Origin of the sequence: Chachezhania antarctica (assembly GCF_003646465.1) — a bacterium.
Taxonomy (GTDB): domain Bacteria; phylum Pseudomonadota; class Alphaproteobacteria; order Rhodobacterales; family Rhodobacteraceae; genus Chachezhania; species Chachezhania antarctica.
Window position 1 is genome coordinate 125,521 of the sequence record NZ_QZEX01000008.1, and the last position, 25,718, is coordinate 151,238.

Here is a 25,718-nt window from a genome sequence, read left to right on the forward strand (position 1 = left end):
GATGGCCCTGTCGCGCCGCAGCGGGAACCGATTTCAGGGATCGATCTGGCCCGGGTTCGTGGACGCGATGACGGGCCTGCTGCTGGTCCTGATGTTCGTGCTGACGATTTTCATGGTGGTACAGTTCGTGCTGCGGGAAACCATCTCCGGGCAGGAAAGCGAACTGGATGCGCTGGGGTCCGAGGTGCAGGCACTGGCCAGCGCGCTGGGGCTGGAGGAGCGGCGCAACACCCAGCTGACCGCGCAGATGGGCGAGCTGAGCTCGATGCTCGATGAAACGCAGGACGAACTGAGCACGGCGCAGGCGCAACTGAACAGCCAGTCGGCCGTGATCGCGTCGCTGACAGCGGAACGGAACCAGCAGGCGCAGGCGCTCGATGCCGCGCAGATCCGGATCGCCAGTTTCGAAGATCAGGTCGCCACGCTTCTGGCCAATGCCCGCGACGCCGAAACCCAGATCGCCGATCTGGAAACCGACCGGGCCGAGCTGATGTCGGAGCAGGAGGCGCTGAACCTTGCGCTGGCGCAGGCCCGGGACGAGGTCGACGAACAGACCGAAGCCGCCCGGCTGGCCGCGGCCCGGCGGGAGGCGCTGACGGCCTTGGTCGAGGATCTGCGCGCCCGCGGGGCCGAAAGTGAATCGGCGGCCGAGGCGCTGCAATCCCGCGTGATCGCGCTGGAATCCGAGCTGAGCGAAGAAGAAAAGGCCCGCCTTGCCGAAGCCGCCGCCGCCGAAGCGCTGCGCGAACGGTTGCAGAATGCGGATGCGGAGCTCACGGCGATGACGCTCGCGCTGGAAGAACAGCGCCGCACGGCCGAGGAAACGCTGACCCTGCTGGCCGCAGCCGAGGCAGCGCAGGCGAGCCTTGACGAAAAGCTGTTGCTGGCCCTCCAGCAGAAGCGCGAGGCCGAGGCCGCGCGGGCAGAGCTGGGCACCGAACTGGCCGAAGCCGACGCCTCGCGCGAGGAACTGACTGCGGCCCTGGCCGCCATCCGGGCCGAACGGGATGATTTGCAGGCACAGCTGGCATCGGTTCAGGATCAGGCGGTAGAGAAAGACGACCTGCGCCGCCGCCTGATCGCGGCGCTGGCGGCCCAGGAAGAGGCCGAGGAAGACGCGGCCGAGAAGCTCAGCCTTGCCGAACAACGCGAAGTCCTGCTGGCCCGCGCCCGCGAATCGTTGAGCGAGCAGGAAGCGATTTCGACCCGTGCGCAGGAGCAGACGGTGCTTCTGAACCAGCAGGTGGGCGCGTTGCGGACGCAGCTTGGCAACCTTCAGGCGCTGCTGGACGATTACGAGGAACGCGACAGTGCCCAGCGGGTGCAGTTGCAGAACCTTGGCACCGATCTGAACGCCGCGCTGGCCCGCGTGGCCGCGGAAGAACGGCGCAGCAAGCAACTGGCCGAGGAAAAACTGGCGATCTCGGAAGAAAACCGCGCGCTGGAAGAGGCCGAGCGTCAGAGGCTGGAGGCCGAGAAGGCCAACCTGGAGAAGTACCGTTCGGACTTCTTCGGCCGCCTGCGCGAGGTGCTGGATGACGAGAAAGACATCCGGATCGAAGGCGACCGGTTCGTGTTCTCGTCCGAGGTGCTGTTCCCCCCGGCGCAGGCTGAACTTTCGGATGCCGGCAAGGCCGAGGTTGCCAAGGTCGCGCAGCTTCTCCAGCGGATCGCCGATGACATTCCGCCCGAAATCAACTGGGTGATCCGCGTGGATGGACACACCGACAGCACGCCGCTGGGGCCGAACTCGGAATTCGCCGACAACTGGGAGCTTAGCCAGGCCCGTGCGCTTTCGGTGGTGCGCTACTTGTCGGAAGATCTGGGCATCGACCCCGATCATCTTGCCGCGAACGGGTTCGGGGAATACCAGCCGCTCAACCCCGCGCAGACGCCCGAAGCCTATGCCCAGAACCGCCGGATCGAACTGAAACTGACCGAAAGATAGGGCCGGTGCCCTGTCAGGGATGGAAAAAGCCCGCCGGAATCACCGGCGGGCTTTGGCACTCTTGCGGGTGGCGCGACGTCAGTCGGCGGTCAGCAGCGGTGGCTTGTTGCCGGAAAGCCGCGGCTTTCCGGGCCCTTCGATCTGCAGATCCAGCGCACCGTCTTTCACGGCGACGCGCACCAGTCCTCCCTTCGACAGCTTGCCGAAGAGCAGTTCTTCGGCCAGCGGCTTCTTGATGTGTTCCTGGATCACGCGGCCCAGCGGACGCGCGCCCATCTTGTCGTCATAGCCCTTGTCCGACAGCCAAGCGGCGGCTTCCGGCGTCAGCTCGATCGAGACGTTGCGGTCCATCAGCTGGGCTTCAAGCTGCAGCACGAACTTCTCGACCACCTGCATGATGACCTCTTTCGGCAGCGGGCCGAAGGAGATAACCGCGTCCAGACGGTTGCGGAATTCCGGGCTGAACGTGCGTTCGATGGCGGCGGTATCCTCGCCCTCCCGCCGGTCACGGCCGAAGCCGATGGCGGCCTTCGCCTGTTCCGCGGCGCCGGCGTTGGACGTCATGATCAGCACCACGTTGCGGAAGTTCACCGTCCGGCCGTTGTGGTCGGTCAGCTCGCCATGGTCCATCACTTGCAGCAGGATGTTGTAGACATCCGGGTGCGCTTTCTCGATCTCGTCCAGAAGCAGCACACAATGCGGATGCTGGTCGACGCCATCGGTCAGCAGCCCGCCCTGGTCGAACCCGACATAGCCCGGAGGCGCACCGATCAGGCGGGAGACAGCGTGTTTCTCCATGTATTCCGACATGTCGAAGCGCAGAAGTTCCACGCCAAGGATATCCGCCAGCTGCTTGGCCACTTCCGTCTTGCCGACGCCGGTGGGACCCGCGAACAGGTAGTTGCCGATGGGCTTCTCGGGTTCCCGCAGGCCGGCGCGGGCCAGCTTGATGGCGCTCGACAGCGCGTCGATGGCGTTGTTCTGGCCGAAGACCACGCGCTTCAGCGAGACCTCGAGATCCTTCAGCAGTTCGGCATCGTCCTTGGTGACGTTCTTGGGCGGGATGCGGGCGATCTTGGCCACGACGGCTTCGATTTCCTTCACGCCGATGGTCTTGCGTCGCTTGGAGGCCGCCAGCAGGTGCTGCGCCGCGCCCGCTTCGTCGATCACGTCGATCGCCTTGTCGGGCAGCTTGCGGTCGTTGATGTAGCGCGCCGACAGATCGACGGCCGTCTTGACTGCCTCGGCCGTGTATTTCACGCCGTGATGCTCCTCGAAATAGGGTTTCAGGCCCTTGAGGATCTTGATGCTGTCATCGACCGTCGGTTCGTTCACGTCGATCTTCTGGAAACGGCGCGACAGCGCGCGGTCCTTTTCGAAGTGCTGGCGGAATTCCTTGTAGGTGGTCGATCCCATCGTCCGCAGCTTGCCGCCCTGAAGCGCGGGCTTCAGGAGGTTCGACGCGTCCATCGCGCCGCCCGACGTTGCGCCGGCGCCGATCACGGTATGGATCTCGTCGATGAACAGGATCGCATCGGGATGCTCTTCCAGTTCGTTGACGACCGCTTTCAGCCGCTCCTCGAAATCGCCGCGGTAGCGGGTGCCGGCCAGAAGCGCGCCCATGTCGAGCGAGTAGATCGTGGTGTTCCGCAGAACTTCCGGCGTCTCGCCAGATACGATCTTGCGGGCCAGACCTTCGGCGATGGCCGTCTTGCCGACGCCCGGGTCGCCTACCAGCAGAGGGTTGTTCTTCCGCCGGCGGCACAGCACCTGGATGCAACGTTCCACTTCGGATTCGCGGCCGATCAGCGGGTCGATATCGCCGTGGCGGGATTTCGCGTTCAAATCGACGCAATACTTTGAAAGCGCGCTTTCCTTCTGATCCGCGTCAGGTGCCTGAGAGGTATGGGTTTCTTCCTCCGCCTCGTCCGAGCCCTGGACGGGGCGGCTTTCGCCGTAGGCCGGATCCTTCGCCACGCCATGGGCGATGAAGTTTACCGCGTCGTAGCGGGTCATGTCCTGCAGCTGCAGGAAGTAGGCTGCGTTCGATTCGCGTTCGGCGAAGATGGCGACCAGAACGTTGGCGCCCGTCACCTCCGTCCGGCCGGAGGACTGGACATGGATCGCCGCGCGCTGGATCACCCGCTGGAAGGCAGCGGTGGGGACCGCTTCGGATCCTTCCACGTCGGTGATCAGGTTCGACAGGTCTTCTTCGATGAATTCCACCAGCGTGGTACGCAATTCGTCCAGATCGACACTGCAGGCCTTCATAACGCGGGCGGCGTCGGGTTCGTCGATCAGCGCCAGAAGCAGATGCTCCAGCGTTGCGAACTCATGCCGGCGTTCGTTGGCCTGCGCCAACGAGGCATGAATGGATTGTTCAAGAGTGCTCGAGAATGAAGGCACGGGAGTGCTCCTTCTTGCCTGAGGTCGCGCGGGGGTGCCGACATGGCCAGGCGCCCCCAATGCGATCCTGCCACGTTCCCCTTAGAGTTTGGTTGATCACTCGCCGGCTTCAAGGCTTTTCTTGTTAGATCGTCTCACAAATGCTCAATAGGCGGTCATTTGTGATGGGCTTGACGTGGGTTTTGCCCTCACCTTCGGCACGACTCGCCTGATATCGGATCGAAGCGTCCGCGATTCAAGGGATACTGTACCGGCGCGAAGGTTGACAAAGGGTTGCCAAATACAGGCCTCCGGTTGCGGAGGGGGGGCGGGGGCCCTCCCCCGCGCCCGGTCGACGCGGCAGTGCCGCGGCGAAACCGGAGCCGTCCGAAGGGTGCGAAAACCCCGAAAGATGAACCCGCCGCTGCGGAGGGGGGGGTGCGGGGGCCCTCCCCCGCGGCCGGGTCGGCGCGGCGTCAGCCGCGGCGAAACGCGTCCGGCCAATTCCCGCCCGACGGTGCCGGGCGGGAACCGCGTCAGAAGTTGTCCTTGCGGGTGCGGACCTCGGCGAAGATGTCGACGGGGTTGGCGTTCTCCATGCCGATGGCCGCGGCCAGTTCCGGCGTGCCCGCGCGCAGGAAGGGGTTCGTGGCCTTCTCAAGGCTCAGAAGGGACGGGACCGTGGGCGTACCGGACGCGCGGGCCGCGTCGATCTCCCTGGCGCGGGCCTGAAGCGCGGCGTTATCGGGCTCGACCGACAGCGCGAATTTCGCGTTCGCCTGCGTGTATTCGTGGCCCGAGCAGATCACCGTGTCGTCGGGCAGGGACCGCAGCTTCGAAAGGCTTTCGAACATCATCGGGAACGTGCCTTCGAACACCCGGCCGCAGCCAAGCGCCATCAGGCTGTCCGCCGTGAACGCCACCTTCGAGCCCGGGAAATAGAAGGCGATATGGCCGATGGTGTGGCCGGAGACGTCCATCACCGTGCCTTCTTCACCGCCGATAGACACTGTATCGCCGTCCTTCAGCGCCACGTCGAGCGGGGGCAGGCGTTCCGAATCCTTGGCGTGACCGAAGACCATGGCGTCCGGGAACGCCTCCTTCACGCCGTCCAGACCCTGGATATGGTCGTCGTGGTGATGGGTGATGAGGATCTTGTCGATGCTCCACCCCTTCTCCTTCGCTGCCGCCAGAAGGGGTGCTGCTTCGGGTAGATCGATCACCGCGGTTTCCCCGGTTTCGGGATCATGGGCGAGGTAGGCATAGTTGTCCTGCAGGCAGGGCACAGTCACGACGTCGAGAGGCATGGCCTTTTGACCTTTCGTTGATAGAGTACATGGAACCTCCCCCAACTTGGCGGATCGGACGGGCGCCCGCAATGCATCTCGACGTCGATGACATCCGCAAATTCTATTACCGACGTGCGCTTGGCCGCGCGGCGCAGGCCAGCGTGCGCGGACAGGTGCAGCGGCTCTGGCCCGAGGCGAAGGGGCAGACGGTCGTGGGATTCGGTTTTGCCGTGCCGCTGTTGCGCCCCTACCTGCCCGATGCCCGCCGGGTCATCGCACTGATGCCGGGGCCGCAAGGCGTCATGGCCTGGCCCAAAGATGGGCCGAACGTATCGGTACTGATCGAGGAAACGCTCTGGCCGATCGAGACGGGCCGGGTCGACAAGCTGATCCTGCTGCACGGGCTGGAGACCTCGGAACGGCCGGCGCGGCTGCTGGACGAATGCGCCCGGGTGCTGGGGCCGGGGGGCAAGGCGCTGTTCGTGGTGCCGAACCGGGCCGGGTTGTGGTCGCGGAACGACCGGACGCCCTTCGGCTACGGGCGGCCCTACACGCTGAGCCAGCTGGAAACGCAGATTCGCGCCCATGGATTCGAACCCGAACGGCATGCAGCGGCGCTGTTCCAACCCCCGTCGGAGCGGCGGTTCTGGCTGAAATCGGGCCGGATCGTCGAACGCCTGGCCGGCAGGCTGCCCGCAATGCTGGCCGGCGGAGTCTTTCTTGTCGAGGCGAAGAAGCGTGTGCAGCCCACCGACGGGACACGCGTGAAACGCGCGCAGCGCACGGCGCCAAAGCCCGTCGAGGGGCTGGGCGAACCCGCCTTGCCGATGGGTCAGCAGATGCAGGGCCCGGACCGCGACGAAGGCTAGCGCGTTGATGTTCGGCGCCGAATCCGAGCGGTCCGGGCAGGGCGTACCGGGCCGCCCGGCAAGGCACCGGAAACCTGTCAACACGGATGCTGTACGCTAACAATTGTGCGCTGCCCTGCGCAAAGGGTCGCACCTTTGGATTTCTCCATTTATTTCAGGCCAATTGCCCTTTCGGTTTAGGCCTATCGCATGTTGCTAGGGGGTTAACGCTCTGCTACATCCACGCTGATTTTCGCACCCGGATGACTTATCCGGGCCGTTTCACATACCCGGGCATTCGCACTCCCGCCGCCCGGGTCAATCAATCGGAAGGGTGGACGTGTCCGAATCAGCCTCCATTTCCGCTGGCATTGCCGAGCGCTATGCCACCGCAGTTTTCGAGATCGCGAAAGAGGGCGGAAGCCTGAAAGCGCTGGAGACCAGCATCGACGATCTTTCGACGGCGCTTGCCGAAAGCCCGGATCTGGCCAAGCTGGTGTCCTCGCCCGTGTTCTCGCGTGCGGAACAGCGGACCGGCGTCACAGCCGTGGCCGAAAAGATGGGTGTCGAGCCCATGTTGAAGAACACGCTGGCCCTGATGGCCGACAAGCGGCGTCTCTTCGTGCTGCCGGCATTGATCCAGCAGCTGCGCAACCGCCTGGCCGACGAGCGCGGCGAAGTGACGGCGGACGTGGTTACGGCCAAGCCGCTGACCAAGGAACAGACTGCAAAGCTAAGCGAGACGCTGGCGAAGCAGGTTGGTAAGACTGTTAAACTGAACACGGCCGTCGATGCGGATATCATCGGCGGTCTTATTGTGACGGTGGGCTCGAAGATGATCGACACGTCGATCCGCTCGCGTCTGGGCGCCCTACAGAATGCAATGAAAGAGGTCGGATAAATGGGTATCCAAGCAGCAGAGATTTCTGCGATCCTGAAAGACCAAATCAAGAATTTTGGCCAGGAAGCCGAGGTCGCTGAAGTCGGCCACGTGCTGAGCGTCGGTGACGGGATTGCCCGGGTCTATGGCCTCGACAATGTCCAGGCCGGCGAGATGGTCGAATTTCCCGGTGGCATCATGGGGATGGCACTGAACCTTGAAGCCGACAACGTCGGCGTCGTGATCTTCGGGTCCGACCGCGACATCGGCGAAGGCGATACGGTCAAGCGCACGAACTCGATCGTGAGCGTGCCGATCGGCGAGGAACTCCTGGGCCGCGTCGTCGACGCCCTGGGCAACCCGATCGACGGCAAGGGCCCGATCAATGCCAAGGCGACCGGCGTGGCCGACGTCAAGGCGCCGGGCATCATCCCGCGTAAATCGGTGCACGAGCCGATGGCGACGGGCCTGAAATCGGTCGACGCCATGATCCCGATCGGCCGCGGCCAGCGGGAACTGATCATCGGCGACCGTCAGACCGGCAAGACCGCCCTGGCGCTCGACACGATCCTGAACCAGAAAAGCTACAACGACGCCGCGGGCGACGATGAATCGAAGAAGCTCTACTGCATCTACGTTGCCGTGGGTCAGAAGCGTTCGACCGTTGCCCAGCTGGTCAAGAAGTTGGAAGAAACCGGCGCGATGGCCTATTCCATCGTCGTCGCTGCAACGGCGTCCGAACCGGCGCCGATGCAGTACCTGGCGCCCTACACCGCCACCGCGATGGGCGAATTCTTCCGCGACAACGGCCGCCACGGCCTGATGATCTACGATGACCTGTCCAAGCAGGCCGTTGCCTATCGTCAGATGTCGCTGCTGCTGCGCCGTCCGCCGGGGCGTGAAGCCTATCCGGGTGACGTTTTCTACCTGCACTCCCGCCTGCTGGAGCGTTCGGCGAAGATGAACGAAGATTTCGGCGCAGGTTCGCTGACGGCCCTGCCGGTCATCGAAACCCAGGGCGGCGACGTTTCGGCGTTCATCCCGACCAACGTGATCTCGATCACTGACGGCCAGATCTTCCTTGAAACCGACCTGTTCTTCCAGGGTATCCGCCCGGCCGTGAACACCGGTCTGTCGGTGTCGCGTGTGGGCTCCTCGGCCCAGACCGACTCGATGAAATCGGTGGCCGGCCCGGTGAAACTGGAACTGGCGCAGTACCGCGAAATGGCGGCCTTCGCCCAGTTCGGGTCCGACCTCGACGCGTCGACCCAGCAGCTTCTGAACCGCGGCTCGCGCCTGACGGAACTGATGAAGCAGCCGCAGTATTCGCCGCTGACCAACGCCGAAATCGTCTGCGTGATCTTCGCCGGCACCAACGGCTTCCTCGACAAGCTGCCTGTCAACCAGGTCGGCAAGTTCGAAGCCGGTCTGCTGGCGCACCTGCGCGGCAAGCGGAAGGACATTCTTGAGTGGATCACCAAGGACGATCCGAAGATCAAGGGTGATGCAGCCGACAAGCTGAAGGACGCCATCCAAGAATTCGCGTCGACCTTCGGATAAAAAGGAGACGGCAATGCCCAGTCTCAAGGACCTGAAAATGCGGATCGAGTCGGTCAAGTCGACCCGCAAGATCACCAAGGCCATGCAGATGGTCGCGGCGGCCAAGCTCCGTCGTGCCCAGGAAGCGGCAGAAGATTCGCGCCCTTACACGGAGCGTTTCAACGCGGTGATGGCGGGCCTGGCGGCCTCGGTCGGCGATAGCGACAGCGCGCCCAGGCTTCTGCGCGGCACGGGGAGCGACCAGACACACCTGCTGGTCGTCCTCACGGCCGAGCGTGGCCTGTGCGGCGGCTTCAACTCGAACATCGCCCGCATGGCGCGTCTGACGATCAACAAGCTGGTTGCCGAAGGCAAGACAGTGAAGATCCTGACCGTCGGCAAGAAGGGCCGCGATGCGCTGCGCCGGGATTACGGCAAGTACTTCGTGGGCCATGTCGACCTGAGCGAGGTCAAGCGCGTGGCGTATGTCAACGCGCAGGAGGTCGCCCAGGACATCCTTTCGCGTTTCGACGCGGAAGAATTCGACGTCGCAACGATGTTCTATTCTCAGTTCGTCAACGTCGTGACCCAGATCCCGACCGAACAGCAGATCATTCCGGCCGCCTACGACATGCCGGAAGGTGAGGAAGCCTCGACCGCGCTCTATGATTACGAGCCCACGGAAGAAGCGATCCTGGCTGACCTGCTGCCGCGCGGTATCGCCACGCAGATCTTCGCCGCTCTGCTGGAAAACGGGGCGTCCGAACAAGGTGCGCGCATGTCCGCCATGGACAACGCAACCCGGAACGCGGGCGAGATGATCGAAAAGCTGACGATCGAATACAACCGGTCGCGTCAGGCCGTCATCACCAACGAGCTGATCGAGATCATCTCGGGGGCCGAGGCGCTCTGATGCTGGACGCGGGCAACAACCCTCTTCCCGGCATGCCACATGTCGAGTCACCTCTCTTCGAGAGGTGGCTTTCGACGGCTGGGCTGACGCCGGACGAGGAACGGATCGCCCGCGATCTGAACGTGAAGGGCTTCGCCGTCATCGACTTTCCCGTCGATGATTTCGATTCCATGGCGGACGAGCTGCTTGCCGACCTGAAGACCAAGAAGCAGTTCGCGGACGTGGCAAAGATCGGCCCGGACAGCCCGGCAGAGCCGGGCGGCCGGATCGGGAACTATACCGAAAACGCCCATGTCCGCGAGATCGCCTGCAACCAGAAGGTTCTGGACCTGCTGTCGAAGCTCTACGGCCGTCGTGCGTTCCCATTCCAGACGCTGAACTTCGCGATGGGTACCCAGCAGCATTACCATTCCGACAGCGTGCATTTCTCGTCCGTGCCGGAACGGTTCATGTGCGGTGTCTGGGTTGCGCTGGAAGATATCGGCCCGGACCAGGGGCCGCTTGTCTACTATCCCGGGTCGCACAAGTGGCCGATCCTGTATTTCGACCAGCTTGGCATCGGCCTGGGCCACAAGCGCAGCCGTCCGGCGCAGGAGTTCTACCACGACGCCTGGACGGCCTACGTGGAAGCCAACGGGGTGGAGCCGGAGTACTTCCATGCCAAGAAGGGGCAGGCGCTGATCTGGGCGGCGAACCTTCTGCACGGCGGTATCACCCATAACGACCACACGAAGACCCGCTGGTCGCAGGTCACGCACTACTATTTCGACGATTGCTGCTACGTCGTTCCGATGCGGTCGAACCCGCGCATGAACAGGATGTTCATTCGTGAAGGCGTGACCGACATCTCGACAGGCGAGGTTATCGAGAACAAGTATTTCGGCCATCCCGCAACGGATGAGCTGCCGCCCGCACCGACGGTCGGCGGGGCCATCAGCTACCAGATCGAAACCTATTTTCGGCGCCGCAAAGTGAAGAAGTTCGCCCGCACTTTGGCGTCGTAAACCGCAAACCCAACTCGGCAGGGCTGCCGCCCGAAGGTTGAAAGGAAGAACTCGATGAGTGGACAAAAAGGCAAAATCACACAGGTGATCGGCGCTGTCGTGGACGTGCAGTTCGAAGGCGACCTGCCCCAGATCCTGAACGCGCTCGAAACCAAGAACCAGGGCAACCGCCTTGTTCTGGAAGTGGCGCAGCATCTGGGCGAAAACACCGTTCGCACCATCGCCATGGACTCGACCGAAGGTCTGGTTCGCGGCCAGGAAGTGACCGACAGCGGCACGGCGATCTCGGTGCCCGTGGGCAACGCGACCCTGGGCCGGATCATGAACGTGGTGGGCGAGCCCATCGACGAAAAGGGCCCGGTGGAAGCCACCGAGACCCGCGCGATCCACCAGCCCGCACCGGAATTCGAAGACCAGTCGACCGAGTCCGTGGTGCTGGTGACCGGCATCAAGGTCGTCGACCTGCTGGCGCCCTACGCCAAGGGCGGCAAGATCGGCCTGTTCGGCGGCGCCGGCGTGGGCAAGACGGTTCTCATCCAGGAACTGATCAACAACATCGCCAAGGTGCACTCGGGCTACTCGGTGTTCGCGGGTGTGGGGGAACGGACCCGTGAAGGGAACGACCTGTACTTCGAATTCATCGAATCCGGCGTCATCAACATCGACAACCTGGAAGAATCCAAGGTGGCCCTGGTCTACGGCCAGATGAACGAGCCGCCGGGCGCCCGTGCCCGTGTCGCCCTGACCGGCCTGACCCTGGCCGAGCAGTTCCGCGACCAGTCCGGCTCCGACGTTCTGTTCTTCGTCGACAACATCTTCCGCTTCACGCAGGCGGGTTCGGAAGTGTCCGCCCTTCTGGGTCGTATCCCTTCGGCCGTGGGCTATCAGCCGACGCTGGCCACCGACATGGGCCAGCTGCAGGAGCGGATCACCTCGACCAAGAAAGGCTCGATCACCTCGGTTCAGGCCATCTACGTTCCCGCGGACGACCTTACCGACCCGGCACCGGCAACCTCGTTTGCCCACCTCGACGCCACGACGGTTCTCAACCGGGCGATCTCGGAAAAGGGTATCTACCCGGCCGTTGACCCGCTCGATTCCTCCTCGCGTCTGCTCGATCCCGGCGTTGTCGGCGAAGAGCACTACAAGGTGGCCACCGACGTTCAGCAGATCCTTCAGCGCTACAAGTCGCTGCAGGACATCATCGCGATCCTCGGGATGGACGAACTGTCGGAAGAAGACAAACTGACCGTGGCACGTGCCCGGAAGATCGAACGCTTCCTGTCGCAGCCCTTCGACGTTGCCGAAGTCTTCACCGGTTCGCCCGGTGTGCAGGTGCCGCTCGATGTCACGATCGCGTCCTTCAAGGCGGTTGTGGCCGGCGAATACGATCACCTTCCCGAAGCGGCCTTCCTGATGGTTGGCGGCATCGACGACGTGATCGCGAAAGCCGAGCGCATGGCCGCAGCAGCGGCATAAGGAGCAGGCCTGATGGCAGACACGATGCAATTCGATCTCGTCAGCCCCGAGCGGCGCCTCGCGTCGCTCAAGGCCACGATGGTCGAGCTTCCGGCGACCGAGGGGCGGATGACGGCAATGCCCAATCACATGCCGCTCATCACCACTCTCCGCCCCGGCCTTGTGAAGGTCGAAGGGCCGGAAGGCACGCTGGAATACCTGATCACCGGCGGCTTCGCCGAGATCAACGAAGATGCGATGTCGGTGCTGGCCGAGCAGGCCACGCCGGTGGACGAAGTGAACCGTTCGCATATCGATGAACTGGTCGCCGACGCGCGCGCCAAGCTGGAAGCGGCCAAGGCCTCGCCCGATGCCCATCACGGGCTGGTTGACGACGCGGCCAAGCTTCTCGCCGACATGGAAGCCCTTGGCGACCACATGCGCCTTTAAGCCAGCGTTCAAGGCGGTTATGCAACACCAGTGAAAACCGGCCCCTTTGCGGGGCCGGTTTGTTTTGTTCCCGACCCGCGAAGCAGGGGCGGGGGATCTTGTACGAATGACGGGCAGTGCGCATGCAGCGTTTCAGCAACCATCTGATGGGTGTCGATCAGGGCGACGTTCAGCTCTTTTCAGATTTCGAAGATGACGGGCCGATGTGGCGCGGGACGGGCGCGCGTGCGCGCATCGTTCCGGTCAGATTCTCTGCGCGCTACCGCCATCCACCGGTGGTGCATGTGTCGATCTCGCTTTGGGACATCGACACGAAATCGTCGGTCCGGGCCGATATCAGGGCCGAGAACATCACCGAAACCGGTTTCGACCTGGTGTTCCGCACATGGTCCGACACCCGTGTCGCCCGCGCGCGCGGTGCGTGGATGTCCATCGGTGAACTCCCGCACGCGGACAATTGGGAGCTTTACTGACCTTCGGATCAGTCGATGCCCAGGAAATCCCTGACAGACCTGACCGCGGCCTCCAGTGTCGGTTCGATGGCCAGATACCATTGGCCCAGCAGCCCCCGAACGGCATCCACGCCGCCGACATAACCGTCAAGCGCCGGCTCGGCCCAGGGCAGTCTGTCCGTGATGCTGTCGGCATTCGCGTAAAGCAACACCAGCCCGACCGCGATCAGCACCGCCAGCGCCATGCCGCGCGCAAAGCTCGAGCCCTCCTGCGCGGGCGCGGTCGGGGTGACCGGCGGCAGATCCTTGCGTGTCGTCGTCCCGTCACCGATCTCGGGCAGCAGGTCACGGCGCGAACGGGGCGCGGACGTGCGCCGCTGTCCGGCATGTGTGCTGTCCAGTGCCAGTTCGGGCTGGCTTTCGACCGGCGCGCGCGCTTCGGCTGCTCTCAGCCGTGCTTCGCGCCGGGCTTCTTCCTGAAGGATCTCGGTGATCGCCGGGTCAAGGTCCCGCGCGCCGGCGTCGCCCCGCACCTGCGTCCAGTCGCCTTCCTCGAGCGGCGACCCTTCGGAGGCCTCGTCATCGCTTTCCAGATCGACCGCCGGGGCGGTCGGACCGCTGTCGGGATGAGCCTGGAACCACGTTTCCTCGCAGTTCGAACACTGCACATCCCGCCCTTCGGCCGGAATGACATCATCGGGGATCTCGTACTGTGCGCCGCAATTCGGACATGTCAGGCGCATGAGGCCCCCCGCTTATCGATACCTCCGGACCCGCTGCCGGCTCCGAAGCAATAGGATAGAAACTCCGCCGTCGGCAAGAAAGGGGCAATCGCAAGCCGCGGCCATGTGTGGCCCCATTGAAACCCGAAAGGCACTCAGGCAGAACCGGCCCGGTGGCGGGATCGGAAAGGGACGTCGTGATCGAACTGGAAAATGTGGCCTACAGCTATGGCGACGGGGAACTGTTGGCCGACGTGTCCGTCGTCCTTGCGCCGGGGTCGTTCCACTTCCTGACGGGGCCGTCGGGCGCCGGAAAGACGACGATCCTGAACCTGTGCACCGGCATCCTCTCGCCGACGTCCGGGCGGGCGCGGGCCTTCGGCGCGGATTTCGCGGCGCTCGACCGTGACGACATGGCCCTGATCCGGCGCCGGATCGGAATCGTGCACCAGGATTGCCGGTTTCTCGATCACCTGAGCGTGGCCGAGAACATCGCCCTGCCGCTGACCGTCGCCGGCCGTGGGCGCGAAGCGCAGCACGGGCAGGATCTGCAGGAACTGATGGCGTGGTGCGGGCTGACCGACCGGGCCAATGCGCGACCGCCGGAACTGTCGGGTGGGGAACGCCAGCGGGCGGCCCTTGCGCGCGCGGTGATCATGTCGCCCGACGTGATCCTTGCGGACGAACCCACCGGCAATGTCGACTGGGAGATGTCGCAGCGCCTGCTGACGCTGCTGGTGCAACTGAACCAGATGGGCAAGACCATCCTGATCGCCACCCACGATCTGAACCTGATCCGCGCCGCGAAAAGCCAGATCCAGACCCGCGTCCTGCGCATCGCCGGGCGGCGCCTGCAACTGGCGGGGGCAGCCCTGTGATCCGCGCATGGTTCCTTCGCATCGTTCTGGGCGACGCCCAGGCCGACCGCATCGTGCCGCCCAGCGGGCACACGGCTTTGCTGACGCTCTTTGCCTCGGGCGCGATGGCGTTCCTTGCGGTCTTCGCACTGGCGCTGTCCGTCGCCTCGACCCGGCTGTCGGACCGCTGGGCCACCGAACTGGCCGGCAGCGCGACCCTGCGCATCGCGGGGCAGGGTGACGCACGTGCCGAACAGACGGCCCGCGCGCTGGAGATCCTGTCCCAGACCCCCGGCATCGCCCGCGCCCGCGCCCTCAGCGAGGAGGAGCAGACAGCCCTTCTCGCGCCGTGGTTCGGTGCTGGTCTTCCGGTCGAAACGCTGCCCCTGCCGCAGCTGGTCGAGATCATTGCCGACGATCCCCCCTATGACCTGACGGGCCTCCGCCTGCGTCTGGAGGCCGAGGTGCCGGATGCCGTGCTCGACGACCACGGCCGCTGGCGGGAGCCGCTGGTGGCCGCTGCGGGCTCTCTCTGGCGGGTGGGGATGTTGTCGCTGCTGCTGATCGGCGGGACCATGGCCGCGATGATCACGCTGGCAGCCTATGCCGCGCTGTCCGCCAATGCGCAGGTGATATCCGTCCTGCGGCTGGTCGGTGCGCAGGACACCTATATCGCGGGCGCCTTTGTCCGCCGTTTCACGCTGCGCGCGTTGTTCGGCGCCATCCTTGGCACCGCGCTTGGCGTGGGCGTCCTGCTTTTGATGCCGTCAGCCGGGCCGGTGGACAGTGTCCTGTCTGGGCTGGGGTTTAGCGGGGCAGGGTGGCTCTGGTTGCTGGTGATCCCGATCCTGGCGGCTGCGGTGGCGATGTTTGCCACCATGGCAGCGGCCCGCGCACGATTGCGGAGCCTGTCGTGACCGTGCTCCGCTGGCTTCGCTCGGTGGTCTTCACGCTGCAGATGTTCCTCGCGATGGGCGTTCTGGGCGTGGTCTTCCTGCCGCTGGCGCTGCTGTCGCGGGGGGCTGCGCGACTGGCGGCGATGTTGTTCTGCCGCTGGGTGTTCCTGACCGCCCGCTGGCTGCTGGGAATCCGCACCGAATGGCGCGGACCGGTGCCCACCGGCGATGTTCTGATCGCGGCCAAGCACCAATCGTTCCTTGACGTGATGATGCTGTTCTCGGTCCTGCCCAACGTGCGCTTCGTGATGAAGAAGGAACTGGTCCGCACCCCGGTCTTCGGCTTCTACGCCATGCGCATCGGCTGCATCGCCATTGACCGCAAGCGCGGCAATGCCGGCATGGCCCGCATGGTCAGGAAGGCGCTGGAAGACGACGGCGGACAGCTGGTCATCTACCCCCAGGGCACCCGCGTCTCGCCGGGCGCCACCGCGTCCTACCGGCCGGGCGTCGCCGTGCTGTATGAAGCGATGGACGTACCATGCGTGCCCGTGGCCACGAATGCGGGCCTCGTCTGGCCCCGCAGCGGTCTTGCGCGTTACCCGGGCCGGGCGGTTGTCGAATTTCTTGAACCGATCGCGCCGGGCCTGGAAAAGCGTGAGATCCTGACCGAGATCGAAACCCGGGTCGAAGCCGCGTCAAACGCGCTGATGGAGGAACCACATGGACTTCGTTGAGGATATCGAGACGCTTGAGACGCTCTACGGCGCCGTGCCCAAAGCGGCGCAGGTCAAGGTCACGCCCTGCCTGACCGACACGTACAGGCGCTGGATCATGGCCTCGCGCTTCTCCGTGTTGTCGACCGTCGGTCCCGAAGGCACCGACGGCAGCCCGCGCGGCGACGAAGGCCCGGTGGTGACAGAGCTTGATCCCTATACGCTCGCCATGCCGGACTGGCACGGCAACAACCGTATGGACAGCCTGCGCAACATCGTCCGGGACGGGCGCGTGTCGCTGATGTTCATGGTGGCCGGCTCGACCACGGCGGTGCGGGTGAACGGCACGGCGAAACTGACGACCGACGAGGCCCTGCGCGCGCGGTTCGAGCACAAGGGCCGTCTGCCCGCCACGGTCATCGTGATCGCGATTTCCGAGGTCTATGCCCAATGCGCCCGTGCGCTGATCCGATCCGAGCTGTGGACCACGGACGATCAGAGCGCAGGCCTGCCCACGCCTGGAGAGATCCTGGCCGACGCCACCCAAGGCGCGGAAGGCGGCGAGGCCTATGACAGGGCCTGGCCCGCACGCGCCGCGACGTCGATGTGGTGATTCAATAGATCGCCTGACCGGGGCGAGGCATGGAAGGCCTTTGCGTAAAGGCCTTCCCGCGCCCGGATTCTACGAGTGGATCGGGCCGTCACCGCAGGCCAGCGCCGCTTCCCGCACGGCTTCCGACAGGGTCGGGTGTGCGTGGCAGGTCAGGGCCAGGTCCTCGGCGGCGGCGCCGAATTCCATGGCGACGCAGATCTCGTGGATCAGCTCGCCCGCGTTGGGCCCAAGGATATGCGCGCCCAGGATACGGTCGGTTTCCTTGTCGACGAGGATCTTCACGAACCCTTCCGCCGCCAGCATCGCCTTCGCGCGACCGTTGCCCATGAAGTTGAACTTGCCGACCTTGTATTCCTTGCCCGCTTCCTTCAGCGATTCCTCGGTCTCGCCCACGTTGGCGACTTCCGGCGAGGTATAGATCACGCCCGGGATCACGCCGTAATTCACGTGCCCGTGCTTGCCGGCCACCTGTTCGGCGGCTGCCATGCCCTCGTCCTCGGCCTTGTGGGCCAGCATCGGGCCCTCGATGCAATCGCCGATCGCGTAGATGCCCTTGACGTTGGTCTGCCAGTCCTTGCCCACCGCGATCTGCCCGCGCTTCGTCATCTCGACACCCAGCGCATCCAGTCCCAGCCCGTCGGTGTAGGGTTTGCGCCCGGTCGCCACCAGCACCGTGTCGGCCTCCAGCGTGTGTTCGCTGTCGTCCTTCTTCAGCTTGTAGCTGACGGTCACGCCCTTCTTGCCAACCTCGGTCTTCTGGACGGCGGCGCCCATGATGAAGTCCATGCCCTGCTTCTTCAGCGTCCGCTGGAAGGTGCGTTGAATTTCGCCATCCATGCCCGGTGTCACGACGTCGAGGTACTCGATGACCGTCACCTCCGACCCCAGGCGCTTGTAGACGCTTCCCAGTTCCAGCCCGATCACGCCGGCGCCGATCACGACCAGCTTGCCCGGAACCTTGCCCAGTTCCAGCGCGCCGGTCGACGTCACGACCTTCTTCTCGTCCACCTCGACGCCCGGCAGCGATGCCGGTTCCGAACCCGATGCGATGATGATGTTTTTGGCCTCGTAGACGTCGTCACCCACCTTGACCTTGCCGGCCTCGGGGATCGTGGCCCAGCCCTTCAGCCAGTCGATCTTGTTCTTCTTGAACAGGAACTCGATGCCCTTGGTGTTCTGTTCGACGACGTCATCCTTGAAGCCCAGCATCTTCGCCCAGTCGACCTTCGGCTTGCCGCCCATCAGGCCCATGGTTTCGAAATTCGCCTCGGCCTCGTGCAGCATGTGGGTGGAGTGCAGCAGCGCCTTCGACGGGATACAGCCGATGTTCAGGCAGGTCCCGCCGAGCGTCTCGCGCCCTTCGACACAAGCGGTCTTCAGACCCAGTTGCGCGCAGCGGATCGCGCAGACATAGCCGCCGGGGCCGGAACCGATGACGATAACGTCGTAGCTGGACATAGGTTACTCCTTTGACATCGCGGGCAGGGCGAAAATGGTGGTGTCAGGCCGCGCACCCTGCGCGGCCCTTGGATTTCCCCGAGCATTCCCCCAAGGCATAGAGGATCGGCTTGGGCAGATAAACCCGGGTGCGCCCCCCCGGCCAGACATGTCGGCCATGCATCAGAACATCTCGGCGGGAAGGACAGGCGCGTAAAGCGAAAAGGCGCGGGTTCGGGCGGTTGGGTAGGGCAGGATGAAATCCTGTCGGACATCCGGTTTCCGGTCGGCATTGGCCTTTGCGCGGTCTGTCCAGATGGCCGCGCGGGACGGATCGATGCCTGCATCCGTATCGCCAAGCCAATGTTCTATCAGCCGGTCGCGCAGATTGCGGGCGAAGCGCGCGTCGTCGATCTGAACCGACGCTTCGGTATCCCAGCGCATCGACCGCCCGTTCAGGTTGGCCGAACCGATGATCGCATGGGCATCGTCCACGACCGTCACCTTGGCATGGACATAGACGATATCCGCCCCGCGGTAGAGCACGTCGCCATTACCGTTGCCGGGCCGTGCAGGCACGACAACGGCGAGCCGGTCGCCGAAGGCCTTCCGGATCCTGTCGATGCACCGTATCTGGAGACCCTGCGCATGCCGGGCATCGACGCCGCGGTTCTTGTCGAACAGGATCCGTTCCGGCGCTACGGGCAGGACCATGACGCATTGCAGGTCGGGCGCGCGTTCGGCGGCTTTGGCCAGGGCCTCGGCCAGTCCGAAATGGCGGAAGAACTGGGTTTCGATGTAGATGAACCGTTCGGCCTTCGCGAACAGCTCAAGATGCGCGGCCTCGATCTCGGCATGGGCGTTGACGGGGCCGAAGGCCGCGGGGCCGGCAACCGGTTGCGAGACGGTGCGCAAAACGCGGATCGGTCCCGTCTCCGGCACCCGGGGCGGGACATCCATCGGGGTCACATTGTCGGGCAGCGGATCGAAATCGTCGCGCAGCGCGATGGCCGCGTTCCATGTCTTGATGAAATGACGCCGCCCGGCCTTGGCGCTTTCGCCTGTGATATCCACCGCACAATCGTGCCATGTTTCTTCCGACGGCTGATCGTGATCCTGTGTGTCATAGCGACGTTCATCCACATCCAGCCCGCCGATGATCATGTGATCGCCATCGGCCACCGCCAGCTTCTGGTGGAGCGTCGCGGGGTAGATCCGGGCGGTGCCGGTCAGGCACCCCTTGATCGCGGGGGTGGCTTCCGTTCGGCCGTCCTCCTGGATGGCACGGATGCAGCTGCGGATCTTGGGCGCCAGCATCAGCCGCCAGACGGGGCCGATCCGGGCGGGGTGGTGATGCAGCAGCACCCGCATCTTCGGCGCGGCTTTCTTGAAGCCTTCGGCCGCGTGCCATGCGTCGATATGCAGATCGGTCGCGAAGATCGGATCGAAATCCGTCAGCAAGAGCTTCACGTCGACACCGCTGTCGCTGACATGGGCCACCAGATCGCGCCAGCGGTCCAGCCCAAGCGCGCGCGCTTCGTCCGACCGCAGGCGGGTTTCGGGATCGAATATGCGGAAGGACAGGAGCAGTTCTTCCTTCGCGCCCAGGGCCAGCCGCTCAAGCGCGGGGAAGCCTTCCTCGGCGGTGATCAGGGCTTTTGCCCCGCACGCCTCTGCGGCGGCGCCTTCAGTTGCGTGCCCGTGCACCGCGATTTCCATCTGCCATCTCCAGGGTATGCCGAGTTGAGGAAAGCCAACTCCCTAAGGGTAACCTTTGAAAGACGGTGAGGGTTCCGTTGACGTGGCATTCACACGACGAACGGGAATGGGCGGCCCGCATCATGACGCAACCGGGCCGGGTTGGCGCGCACGGACAAGGATCAATCCATGAAGGACCAGTACGATGCCAAATCCCGCGATCTGCTGGCCAAGGCTTGCGGGTACATGAACGAACAGCCACGCGGCCAGCGGCAGGAACAGGATCAGGGCCGTGACAAGCCCGGGGTTGTAACGGCGCAGCGCCACGGCTTGCGCCACGTGGATCAGCCCGTTCAGCCCCAGAAGCCATGTCGCGACGCTGCCCCAGCCGGGATTGATCGTGGCGGCCGCCCAGAGCGTGGCCACCAGCAGCGCCCAGACCCCGGCGATGTTGATCCAGAAGACATCCGCGCGGCTCAGGCCCCGCGACCGGCCGGCCAGAAGCGTATTGACGAACCGGCGGAAGCGGTCGTCGTCATGTTCTTCGTACTGGTGGATCATGTAGACCGGCAGCGCGAGGTACACGGCCGTCAGCACCGGCCCAAAAGCCAGGAATGGCGTCAGCGACAGCAGCACCAGCGCCGCAAGCGCCCCGCCATAGACCCAGTGTGCACACAGACGCTCGAACATGACGTCAAGCGGCCGGGCGCGGGGCCCGGCCATCCTTTCAGGATCAGAGGTCGATCAGCAGGCGGCGCGGATCTTCCAGCGCTTCCTTGACGCGCACAAGGAAGGTGACTGCGCCCTTGCCGTCGACGATGCGGTGATCGTAGCTGAGCGCAAGGTACATCATCGGGCGGATCTTGATCTCGCCGTTCACGACCATCGGCCGGTCCTGGATCTTGTGCATGCCAAGGATCCCCGACTGCGGCGGGTTCAGGATGGGCGAGGACATCAGCGAGCCGTAGACGCCGCCGTTCGAGATCGTGAACGTGCCGCCCTGCATTTCCGCCATCGACAGCTTGCCGTCCCGGGCGCGCGCGCCTTTTTCGGCGATCGATTTCTCGATATCGGCAAAGGACATGGTGTCGACGTCGCGGATGACCGGCACCACGAGGCCTTGCGGCGTGCCCGCGGCGACGCCCATGTGGACGAAGTTCTTGTACACGATGTCGGTGCCGTCGATTTCGGCGTTGACCTCGGGCACTTCCTTCAGTGCGTGGCAGCAGGCCTTGGTGAAAAACGACATGAAGCCAAGGCGCACGCCGTGCTTCTTCTCGAACTCGTCGCGGTAGGTCTTCCGCAGCTCCATCACCGGGCCCATGTCCACCTCGTTATAGGTGGTCAGGATTGCGGCGGTGTTCTGCGCGTCCTTCAGGCGGCGGGCAATGGTCTGGCGCAGGCGCGTCATCCGCACCCGTTCCTCGCGCGAGGCATCTTCGGCCGTGACCGGCGCCCGCGGCACGGAGGCCGGTTCGGGCGCCGGGGCGGCGGCGGGCGCGGGGTTCGACACGGCGCGGGCCACGTCATCCTTCATGATCCGGCCGTCGCGGCCCGTACCCTTGACCTGCGACGGGTCCAGCCCGGCTTCGGCCATGGCCTTGTTGGCGGACGGTGCGTTCGACACGTCCGACCGGCCCGAGCCTTCCGAGCCCGACGCTTCGTCGGATGTCTTGCTGGCAGGCGCTTCGGCAGGGGCGGCGGCCTTGGCGCCAGCGCCTTCGCCGGTGGTGATCACGCCCAGCTTGGTGCTCGCATCGACGGTGCTGCCTTCCTCGGCCACGATTTCCGAGAGTACGCCCGAAGCGGGTGAGGGCACTTCGACGCTGACCTTGTCGGTCTCCAGCTCGCAGAGCATCTCGTCCTGCTGGACGGCGTCGCCCACGGCCTTGAACCACGTGCTCACGGTCGCCTCGGACACGCTTTCGCCCAGCGTGGGCACCTTCACGTCGACGGATTCGCCACCGTCCGACGCGGCGGGCTTGTCTTCCGCCGGGGCTTTTTCGGCCTTGTCTTCGGATTTGTCGTCCGCGGGTGCGGGGGCCGCGCCTTCGCCTTCGGTGATCGTGGCCAGAAGCGCATCGACGCCCACGGTTTCGCCTTCCGCGGCGATGATCTCTCCCAGGGTTCCGGCGGCGGGTGACGGCACTTCGACCGTCACCTTGTCGGTTTCCAGCTCGCAGAGCATTTCATCCACGGCGACCTTGTCACCGGGTTTCTTGAACCAGGTCGCGATCGTGGCTTCGGTGACGCTTTCGCCGAGCGTTGGCACGCGAATTTCGGTTGTCATCGGTCAGTTTCCTTCGATGCTCAGAGCTTCGTTGACCAGCGCTTCCTGTTGCGCCTTGTGTTGGCTGGCCAGGCCCGTCGCGGGCGAGGCCGAGGCAGCGCGGCCGACATAGGTCGGGCGCTTGTGCTTGGCATCGATCCGGCCAAGCACCCATTCGATATTGGGTTCGATGAAGGTCCACGCGCCCTGATTCTTGGGCTCTTCCTGGCACCAGACCACGTCGGCGTTCGGGAACCGTTCCAGTTCCTTCACGAGGCTGAGCGCCGGGAACGGATAGAACTGTTCCACCCGCAGGATGTAGACGTCATCGATCCCGCGTTCGTCGCGGGCTTCCAGCAGGTCGTAGTAGACCTTGCCGGAACACATCACGACGCGCTTGATCTTGTCGTCGGCCTTCAGCTTGTGGGGCCAGCTTTCAAGATCCGCCTCGTCCCACAGGACGCGGTGGAAGGACGAGCCCTCGGTGAACTCGTGCGCCTTCGACACCGCCAGCTTGTGACGCAGAAGCGATTTCGGCGTCATCAGGATCAGCGGTTTGCGGAAGGTGCGGTGCAGCTGCCGGCGCAGGATGTGGAAGTAGTTCGCCGGCGTCGTGCAGTTGGCCACGATCCAGTTGTCGGACCCGCACATCTGCAGGAACCGTTCCAGACGGGCCGACGAGTGTTCCGGCCCCTGTCCTTCGAAGCCGTGGGGCAGAAGGCAGACAAGGCCCGACATGCGCAGCCATTTGCTTTCACCGGACGACACGAACTGGTCGAACATGATCTGCGCGCCATTGGCGAAATCGCCGAATTGCGCTTCCCATAGCGTCAGCGCGTTGGGTTCAGCCAGCGAATAGCCGTACTCGAAGCCCATCACCGCGTATTCCGACAGCATCGAGTCGATGACCTCGTACCGCGCCTGACCTTCCCGGATGTGATTGATCGGGTAGTAGCGTTCCTCGGTGTTCTGGTCGACGAGGCCGGAATGGCGCTGGGAGAACGTGCCGCGTGTCGAATCCTGCCCCGACAGGCGGACGGGATAGCCTTCGGTGAGAAGAGAGCCGAAGGCCATCGCCTCGGCCGTGGCCCAGTCGAAGCCTTCGCCGCTTTCGAACATCGCCTTCTTGGCGTCCAGCAGCCGGCCCACGGTGCGGTGCAGCGCGAAACCATCGGGCGCGCGGGTCAGCGCGGCGCCGACATCGGCCAGCGTTTCGGTGCTGATCGCGGTCTGGCCGCGCTGGTACTGGTCTTCCTTGCGCGGATCGATGCCCGACCAGCGCCCGTCCAGCCAGTCGGCCTTGTTGGGCTTGTAGTTCTTGCCGGCCTCGAATTCCTCGTTCAGCTTGGCTTGGAACGCGGCCTTCATGTCCTCGATCTCGCCCTCGGGGATCAGGCCGTCCTTCACCAGCAGGTCGCTGTACAGGGTCAGGGTCGTCTTGTGGCCCTTGATCTCCTTGTACATGAGCGGGTTGGTGAACATCGGCTCGTCGCCTTCGTTGTGACCGAAGCGGCGATAGCAGAACATGTCGATTACGACGTCCTTGTGGAACTTCTGGCGGAACTCCGTTGCCACCTTGGCGGCATGCACCACGGCTTCGGGATCGTCGCCGTTCACGTGGAAGATCGGCGCCTCGACCATCAGCGCGATGTCGGTCGGGTAGGGGGACGAACGGCTGAAATGCGGCGCGGTGGTAAAGCCGATCTGGTTGTTCACCACGATATGCATCGTGCCACCGGTGCGGTGCCCGCGCAGGCCCGACAGGCCGAAACATTCCGCCACGACGCCCTGGCCGGCAAAGGCCGCGTCGCCGTGCAGCAGGATCGGCAGGACCGCTATCCGGTCTTCATCGTGCAACTGGTCCTGCTTGGCGCGGGACTTGCCCAGGACGACAGGGTTCACGGCTTCCAGGTGCGACGGGTTGGCCGTCAGCGACAGGTGCACCTTGTTGCCGTCGAATTCGCGGTCGGACGAGGCGCCAAGGTGGTACTTCACGTCGCCCGAACCGTCCACGTCATCGGGTTTGAAGCTGCCGCCCTGGAATTCGTTGAAGATGGCGCGATAGGGCTTGGCCATCACGTTGGCCAGAACGTTCAGGCGGCCGCGGTGCGGCATGCCGATCACGACTTCCTTCACGCCCAGGGCGCCACCGCGCTTGACGATCTGTTCCATCGCCGGGATCAGGCTTTCGCCGCCATCGAGACCGAACCGCTTGGTCCCCATGTACTTCACCTGCAGGAACTTCTCGAAGCCCTCGGCCTCGACCATCTTGTTCAGGATGGCTTTGCGGCCTTCGCGGGTGAACTGGATCTCCTTGCCCAGGCCCTCGATCCGTTCTTTCAGCCAACTGGCCTGTTCGGGATCGGAAATATGCATGTACTGCAGCGCGAAGGTGCCGCAATAGGTGCGCTTGACCAGTTCCAGGATCTGGCGGATCGACGCGACCTGCAGGCCCAGCACGTTGTCGATGAAGATCGGCCGGTCCATATCGGCATCGGTGAAGCCATAGCTCTTCGGCTCAAGCTCCGCATGGTAGCTGTCATCGCGCGAGCCCAGCGGATCGATGTCGGCCACAAGGTGGCCTCGGATCCGGTAGGCGCGGATCAGCATGATCGCGCGGATGGAATCCAGAACCGCGCGCTTGACCTGTTCGTCGGTCAGCAACACGCCGGCCGATTGCGCCTTGTCGGTGATCTTCTTGCCCGCAGCCTTCGCTTCGGGCGCGGCTTCCGCCCACATGCCGGTCATGGCCGAGGTCAGATCGTCGTCGGGCATCGGCGGCCAGTCGGTGCGCGCCCAGGATGGCCCCGAAGCCTCCTTCTTCACGTCCATGTCGCTGTCGCCCAGGGCGCGGAAGAACTCTGCCCAGGCGGCGTCCACCGCGTTCGGGTCGCCCGCGTACTGCGCGTAGAGCTGTTCCAGGTAGGCCGCGTTCGCGCCCTGCATGAAGGACGTTGCCTGGAAATCGGCGTTGGGGCTTTGTTCTGTCATTGTCGCCTCCCGGGAGTGCGAATGTGGACGTTCAGTCGGTGCGCCGGGTCCGGCGCGGTGGGTCTTGAGCGGTGCATCTAATGGGTATGCAAGGCATGATCCAGAGCCCGCCACGCGTGTCTCCGCCGACCGGCGGAGTTTCGGACGGCACGCGAGCGCATGGCCTGTTCCGGGTCACGCCGGGCGGCCAGGGCGGCAACGCCGCGTGCACGAATCGCGTCACCTTTTCCGATCAGTCCTGCGGTCTGCATCCCGGCCATTCCTCTTTGGCGTCTGCGTTTCGGGTGCCCGATCCTGTCAGGCATTCCGGTGGTGTAGCGGAAGGGCGGTTAAGACCGTCCTTCCGCCGGTTT

At 64.5% G+C, this 25,718-nt stretch carries 21 protein-coding genes; 13 read left to right on the plus strand and 8 right to left on the minus strand.

The features are described 5' to 3' along the window. Position 1: 1 nt before the first annotated feature. A complete protein-coding gene (locus D4754_RS16575) occupies positions 2-1,948 on the plus strand; it encodes a peptidoglycan -binding protein (RefSeq protein WP_121065749.1) in 1,947 nt (648 codons plus the stop codon). Between the two features lie 78 nt (positions 1,949-2,026). Here D4754_RS16575 and clpA read toward each other — a convergent pair whose 3' ends face one another. Both clpA and gloB read right to left on the minus strand, forming a co-directional pair. Beyond that, the gene (clpA, locus tag D4754_RS16580; protein ID WP_121065752.1) at positions 2,027-4,354 is read right to left on the minus strand and encodes an ATP-dependent Clp protease ATP-binding subunit ClpA; all 2,328 of its coding nucleotides are present in this window, start codon (positions 4,352-4,354) and stop codon (positions 2,027-2,029) included. Positions 4,355-4,869: 515 nt separating this feature from the next. Continuing rightward, positions 4,870-5,640 (minus strand): hydroxyacylglutathione hydrolase, encoded by a 771-nt coding sequence (gloB, locus tag D4754_RS16585; RefSeq protein ID WP_121065755.1) that lies wholly within the window; start codon positions 5,638-5,640, stop codon positions 4,870-4,872. A 71-nt stretch (positions 5,641-5,711) separates the two neighbouring features. Here gloB and D4754_RS16590 point away from each other — a divergent pair, with 71 nt between their 5' ends. The 8 genes from D4754_RS16590 (at position 5,712) to D4754_RS16625 (ending at position 13,187) form a co-directional block, all read left to right on the plus strand. Beyond that, positions 5,712-6,491, plus strand: coding sequence for a methyltransferase domain-containing protein (locus tag D4754_RS16590; RefSeq protein WP_121065758.1), 780 nt, complete (start codon positions 5,712-5,714; stop codon positions 6,489-6,491). A gap of 319 nt (positions 6,492-6,810) precedes the next feature. After that, positions 6,811-7,371, plus strand: coding sequence for a F0F1 ATP synthase subunit delta (locus D4754_RS16595; RefSeq protein ID WP_121065761.1), 561 nt, complete (start codon positions 6,811-6,813; stop codon positions 7,369-7,371). Beyond that, positions 7,372-8,910: a F0F1 ATP synthase subunit alpha gene (gene atpA, locus D4754_RS16600; protein WP_121065764.1), complete on the plus strand. Its 1,539-nt coding sequence runs from the start codon at positions 7,372-7,374 to the stop codon at positions 8,908-8,910. Between the two features lie 13 nt (positions 8,911-8,923). Continuing rightward, a complete protein-coding gene (locus tag D4754_RS16605; protein ID WP_121065767.1) occupies positions 8,924-9,802 on the plus strand; it encodes a F0F1 ATP synthase subunit gamma in 879 nt (292 codons plus the stop codon). Between the two features lie 32 nt (positions 9,803-9,834). Beyond that, positions 9,835-10,806, plus strand: coding sequence for a phytanoyl-CoA dioxygenase family protein (locus D4754_RS16610; RefSeq protein ID WP_163025947.1), 972 nt, complete (start codon positions 9,835-9,837; stop codon positions 10,804-10,806). 54 nt (positions 10,807-10,860) lie between these two features. Further along, a complete protein-coding gene (atpD, locus tag D4754_RS16615; protein WP_121065773.1) occupies positions 10,861-12,285 on the plus strand; it encodes a F0F1 ATP synthase subunit beta in 1,425 nt (474 codons plus the stop codon). Positions 12,286-12,297: 12 nt separating this feature from the next. Then, positions 12,298-12,714, plus strand: coding sequence for a F0F1 ATP synthase subunit epsilon (locus D4754_RS16620; protein ID WP_121065776.1), 417 nt, complete (start codon positions 12,298-12,300; stop codon positions 12,712-12,714). Positions 12,715-12,836: 122 nt separating this feature from the next. Beyond that, on the plus strand, positions 12,837-13,187 hold the full coding sequence (locus D4754_RS16625) for an H-type lectin domain-containing protein (RefSeq protein ID WP_121065779.1): 351 nt from the start codon (positions 12,837-12,839) through the stop codon (positions 13,185-13,187). A gap of 8 nt (positions 13,188-13,195) precedes the next feature. On the opposite strand, the gene D4754_RS16630 is transcribed toward D4754_RS16625, so the two are convergent. Then, positions 13,196-13,909: a zinc-ribbon domain-containing protein gene (locus D4754_RS16630; protein ID WP_121065782.1), complete on the minus strand. Its 714-nt coding sequence runs from the start codon at positions 13,907-13,909 to the stop codon at positions 13,196-13,198. 176 nt (positions 13,910-14,085) lie between these two features. On the opposite strand from D4754_RS16630, the gene D4754_RS16635 reads away from it, so the two are divergent. From D4754_RS16635 to D4754_RS16650, 4 genes are read left to right on the plus strand one after another with little or no spacing between them, the layout of a single operon-like run. After that, the gene (locus D4754_RS16635; RefSeq protein WP_121065956.1) at positions 14,086-14,766 is read left to right on the plus strand and encodes a cell division ATP-binding protein FtsE; all 681 of its coding nucleotides are present in this window, start codon (positions 14,086-14,088) and stop codon (positions 14,764-14,766) included. Continuing rightward, entirely contained in the window at positions 14,763-15,662 is a 900-nt protein-coding gene (locus D4754_RS16640; RefSeq protein WP_121065787.1) for a cell division protein FtsX, read from the plus strand. The genes D4754_RS16635 and D4754_RS16640 overlap by 4 nt, the downstream gene beginning before the upstream one ends. After that, positions 15,659-16,378, plus strand: coding sequence for a lysophospholipid acyltransferase family protein (locus tag D4754_RS16645; protein WP_240453919.1), 720 nt, complete (start codon positions 15,659-15,661; stop codon positions 16,376-16,378). Before D4754_RS16640 ends, D4754_RS16645 begins: the two co-directional genes overlap by 4 nt. After that, positions 16,365-16,970 (plus strand): pyridoxamine 5'-phosphate oxidase family protein, encoded by a 606-nt coding sequence (locus D4754_RS16650; protein WP_121065790.1) that lies wholly within the window; start codon positions 16,365-16,367, stop codon positions 16,968-16,970. Before D4754_RS16645 ends, D4754_RS16650 begins: the two co-directional genes overlap by 14 nt. A 69-nt stretch (positions 16,971-17,039) precedes the next feature. On the opposite strand, the gene lpdA is transcribed toward D4754_RS16650, so the two are convergent. The 5 genes from lpdA to D4754_RS16675 form a co-directional block, all read right to left on the minus strand. Next, positions 17,040-18,428 (minus strand): dihydrolipoyl dehydrogenase, encoded by a 1,389-nt coding sequence (gene lpdA / locus D4754_RS16655; RefSeq protein ID WP_121065793.1) that lies wholly within the window; start codon positions 18,426-18,428, stop codon positions 17,040-17,042. Positions 18,429-18,590: 162 nt separating this feature from the next. After that, positions 18,591-20,126, minus strand: coding sequence for a phospholipase D family protein (locus D4754_RS16660; protein WP_121065796.1), 1,536 nt, complete (start codon positions 20,124-20,126; stop codon positions 18,591-18,593). A gap of 120 nt (positions 20,127-20,246) precedes the next feature. Next, a complete protein-coding gene (locus D4754_RS16665; protein WP_240453920.1) occupies positions 20,247-20,828 on the minus strand; it encodes an HXXEE domain-containing protein in 582 nt (193 codons plus the stop codon). A gap of 10 nt (positions 20,829-20,838) precedes the next feature. Further along, entirely contained in the window at positions 20,839-22,395 is a 1,557-nt protein-coding gene (gene odhB / locus D4754_RS16670) for a 2-oxoglutarate dehydrogenase complex dihydrolipoyllysine-residue succinyltransferase (protein ID WP_121065802.1), read from the minus strand. A gap of 3 nt (positions 22,396-22,398) precedes the next feature. Then, on the minus strand, positions 22,399-25,365 hold the full coding sequence (locus D4754_RS16675) for a 2-oxoglutarate dehydrogenase E1 component (RefSeq protein ID WP_121065805.1): 2,967 nt from the start codon (positions 25,363-25,365) through the stop codon (positions 22,399-22,401). Positions 25,366-25,718: the final 353 nt, after the last annotated feature.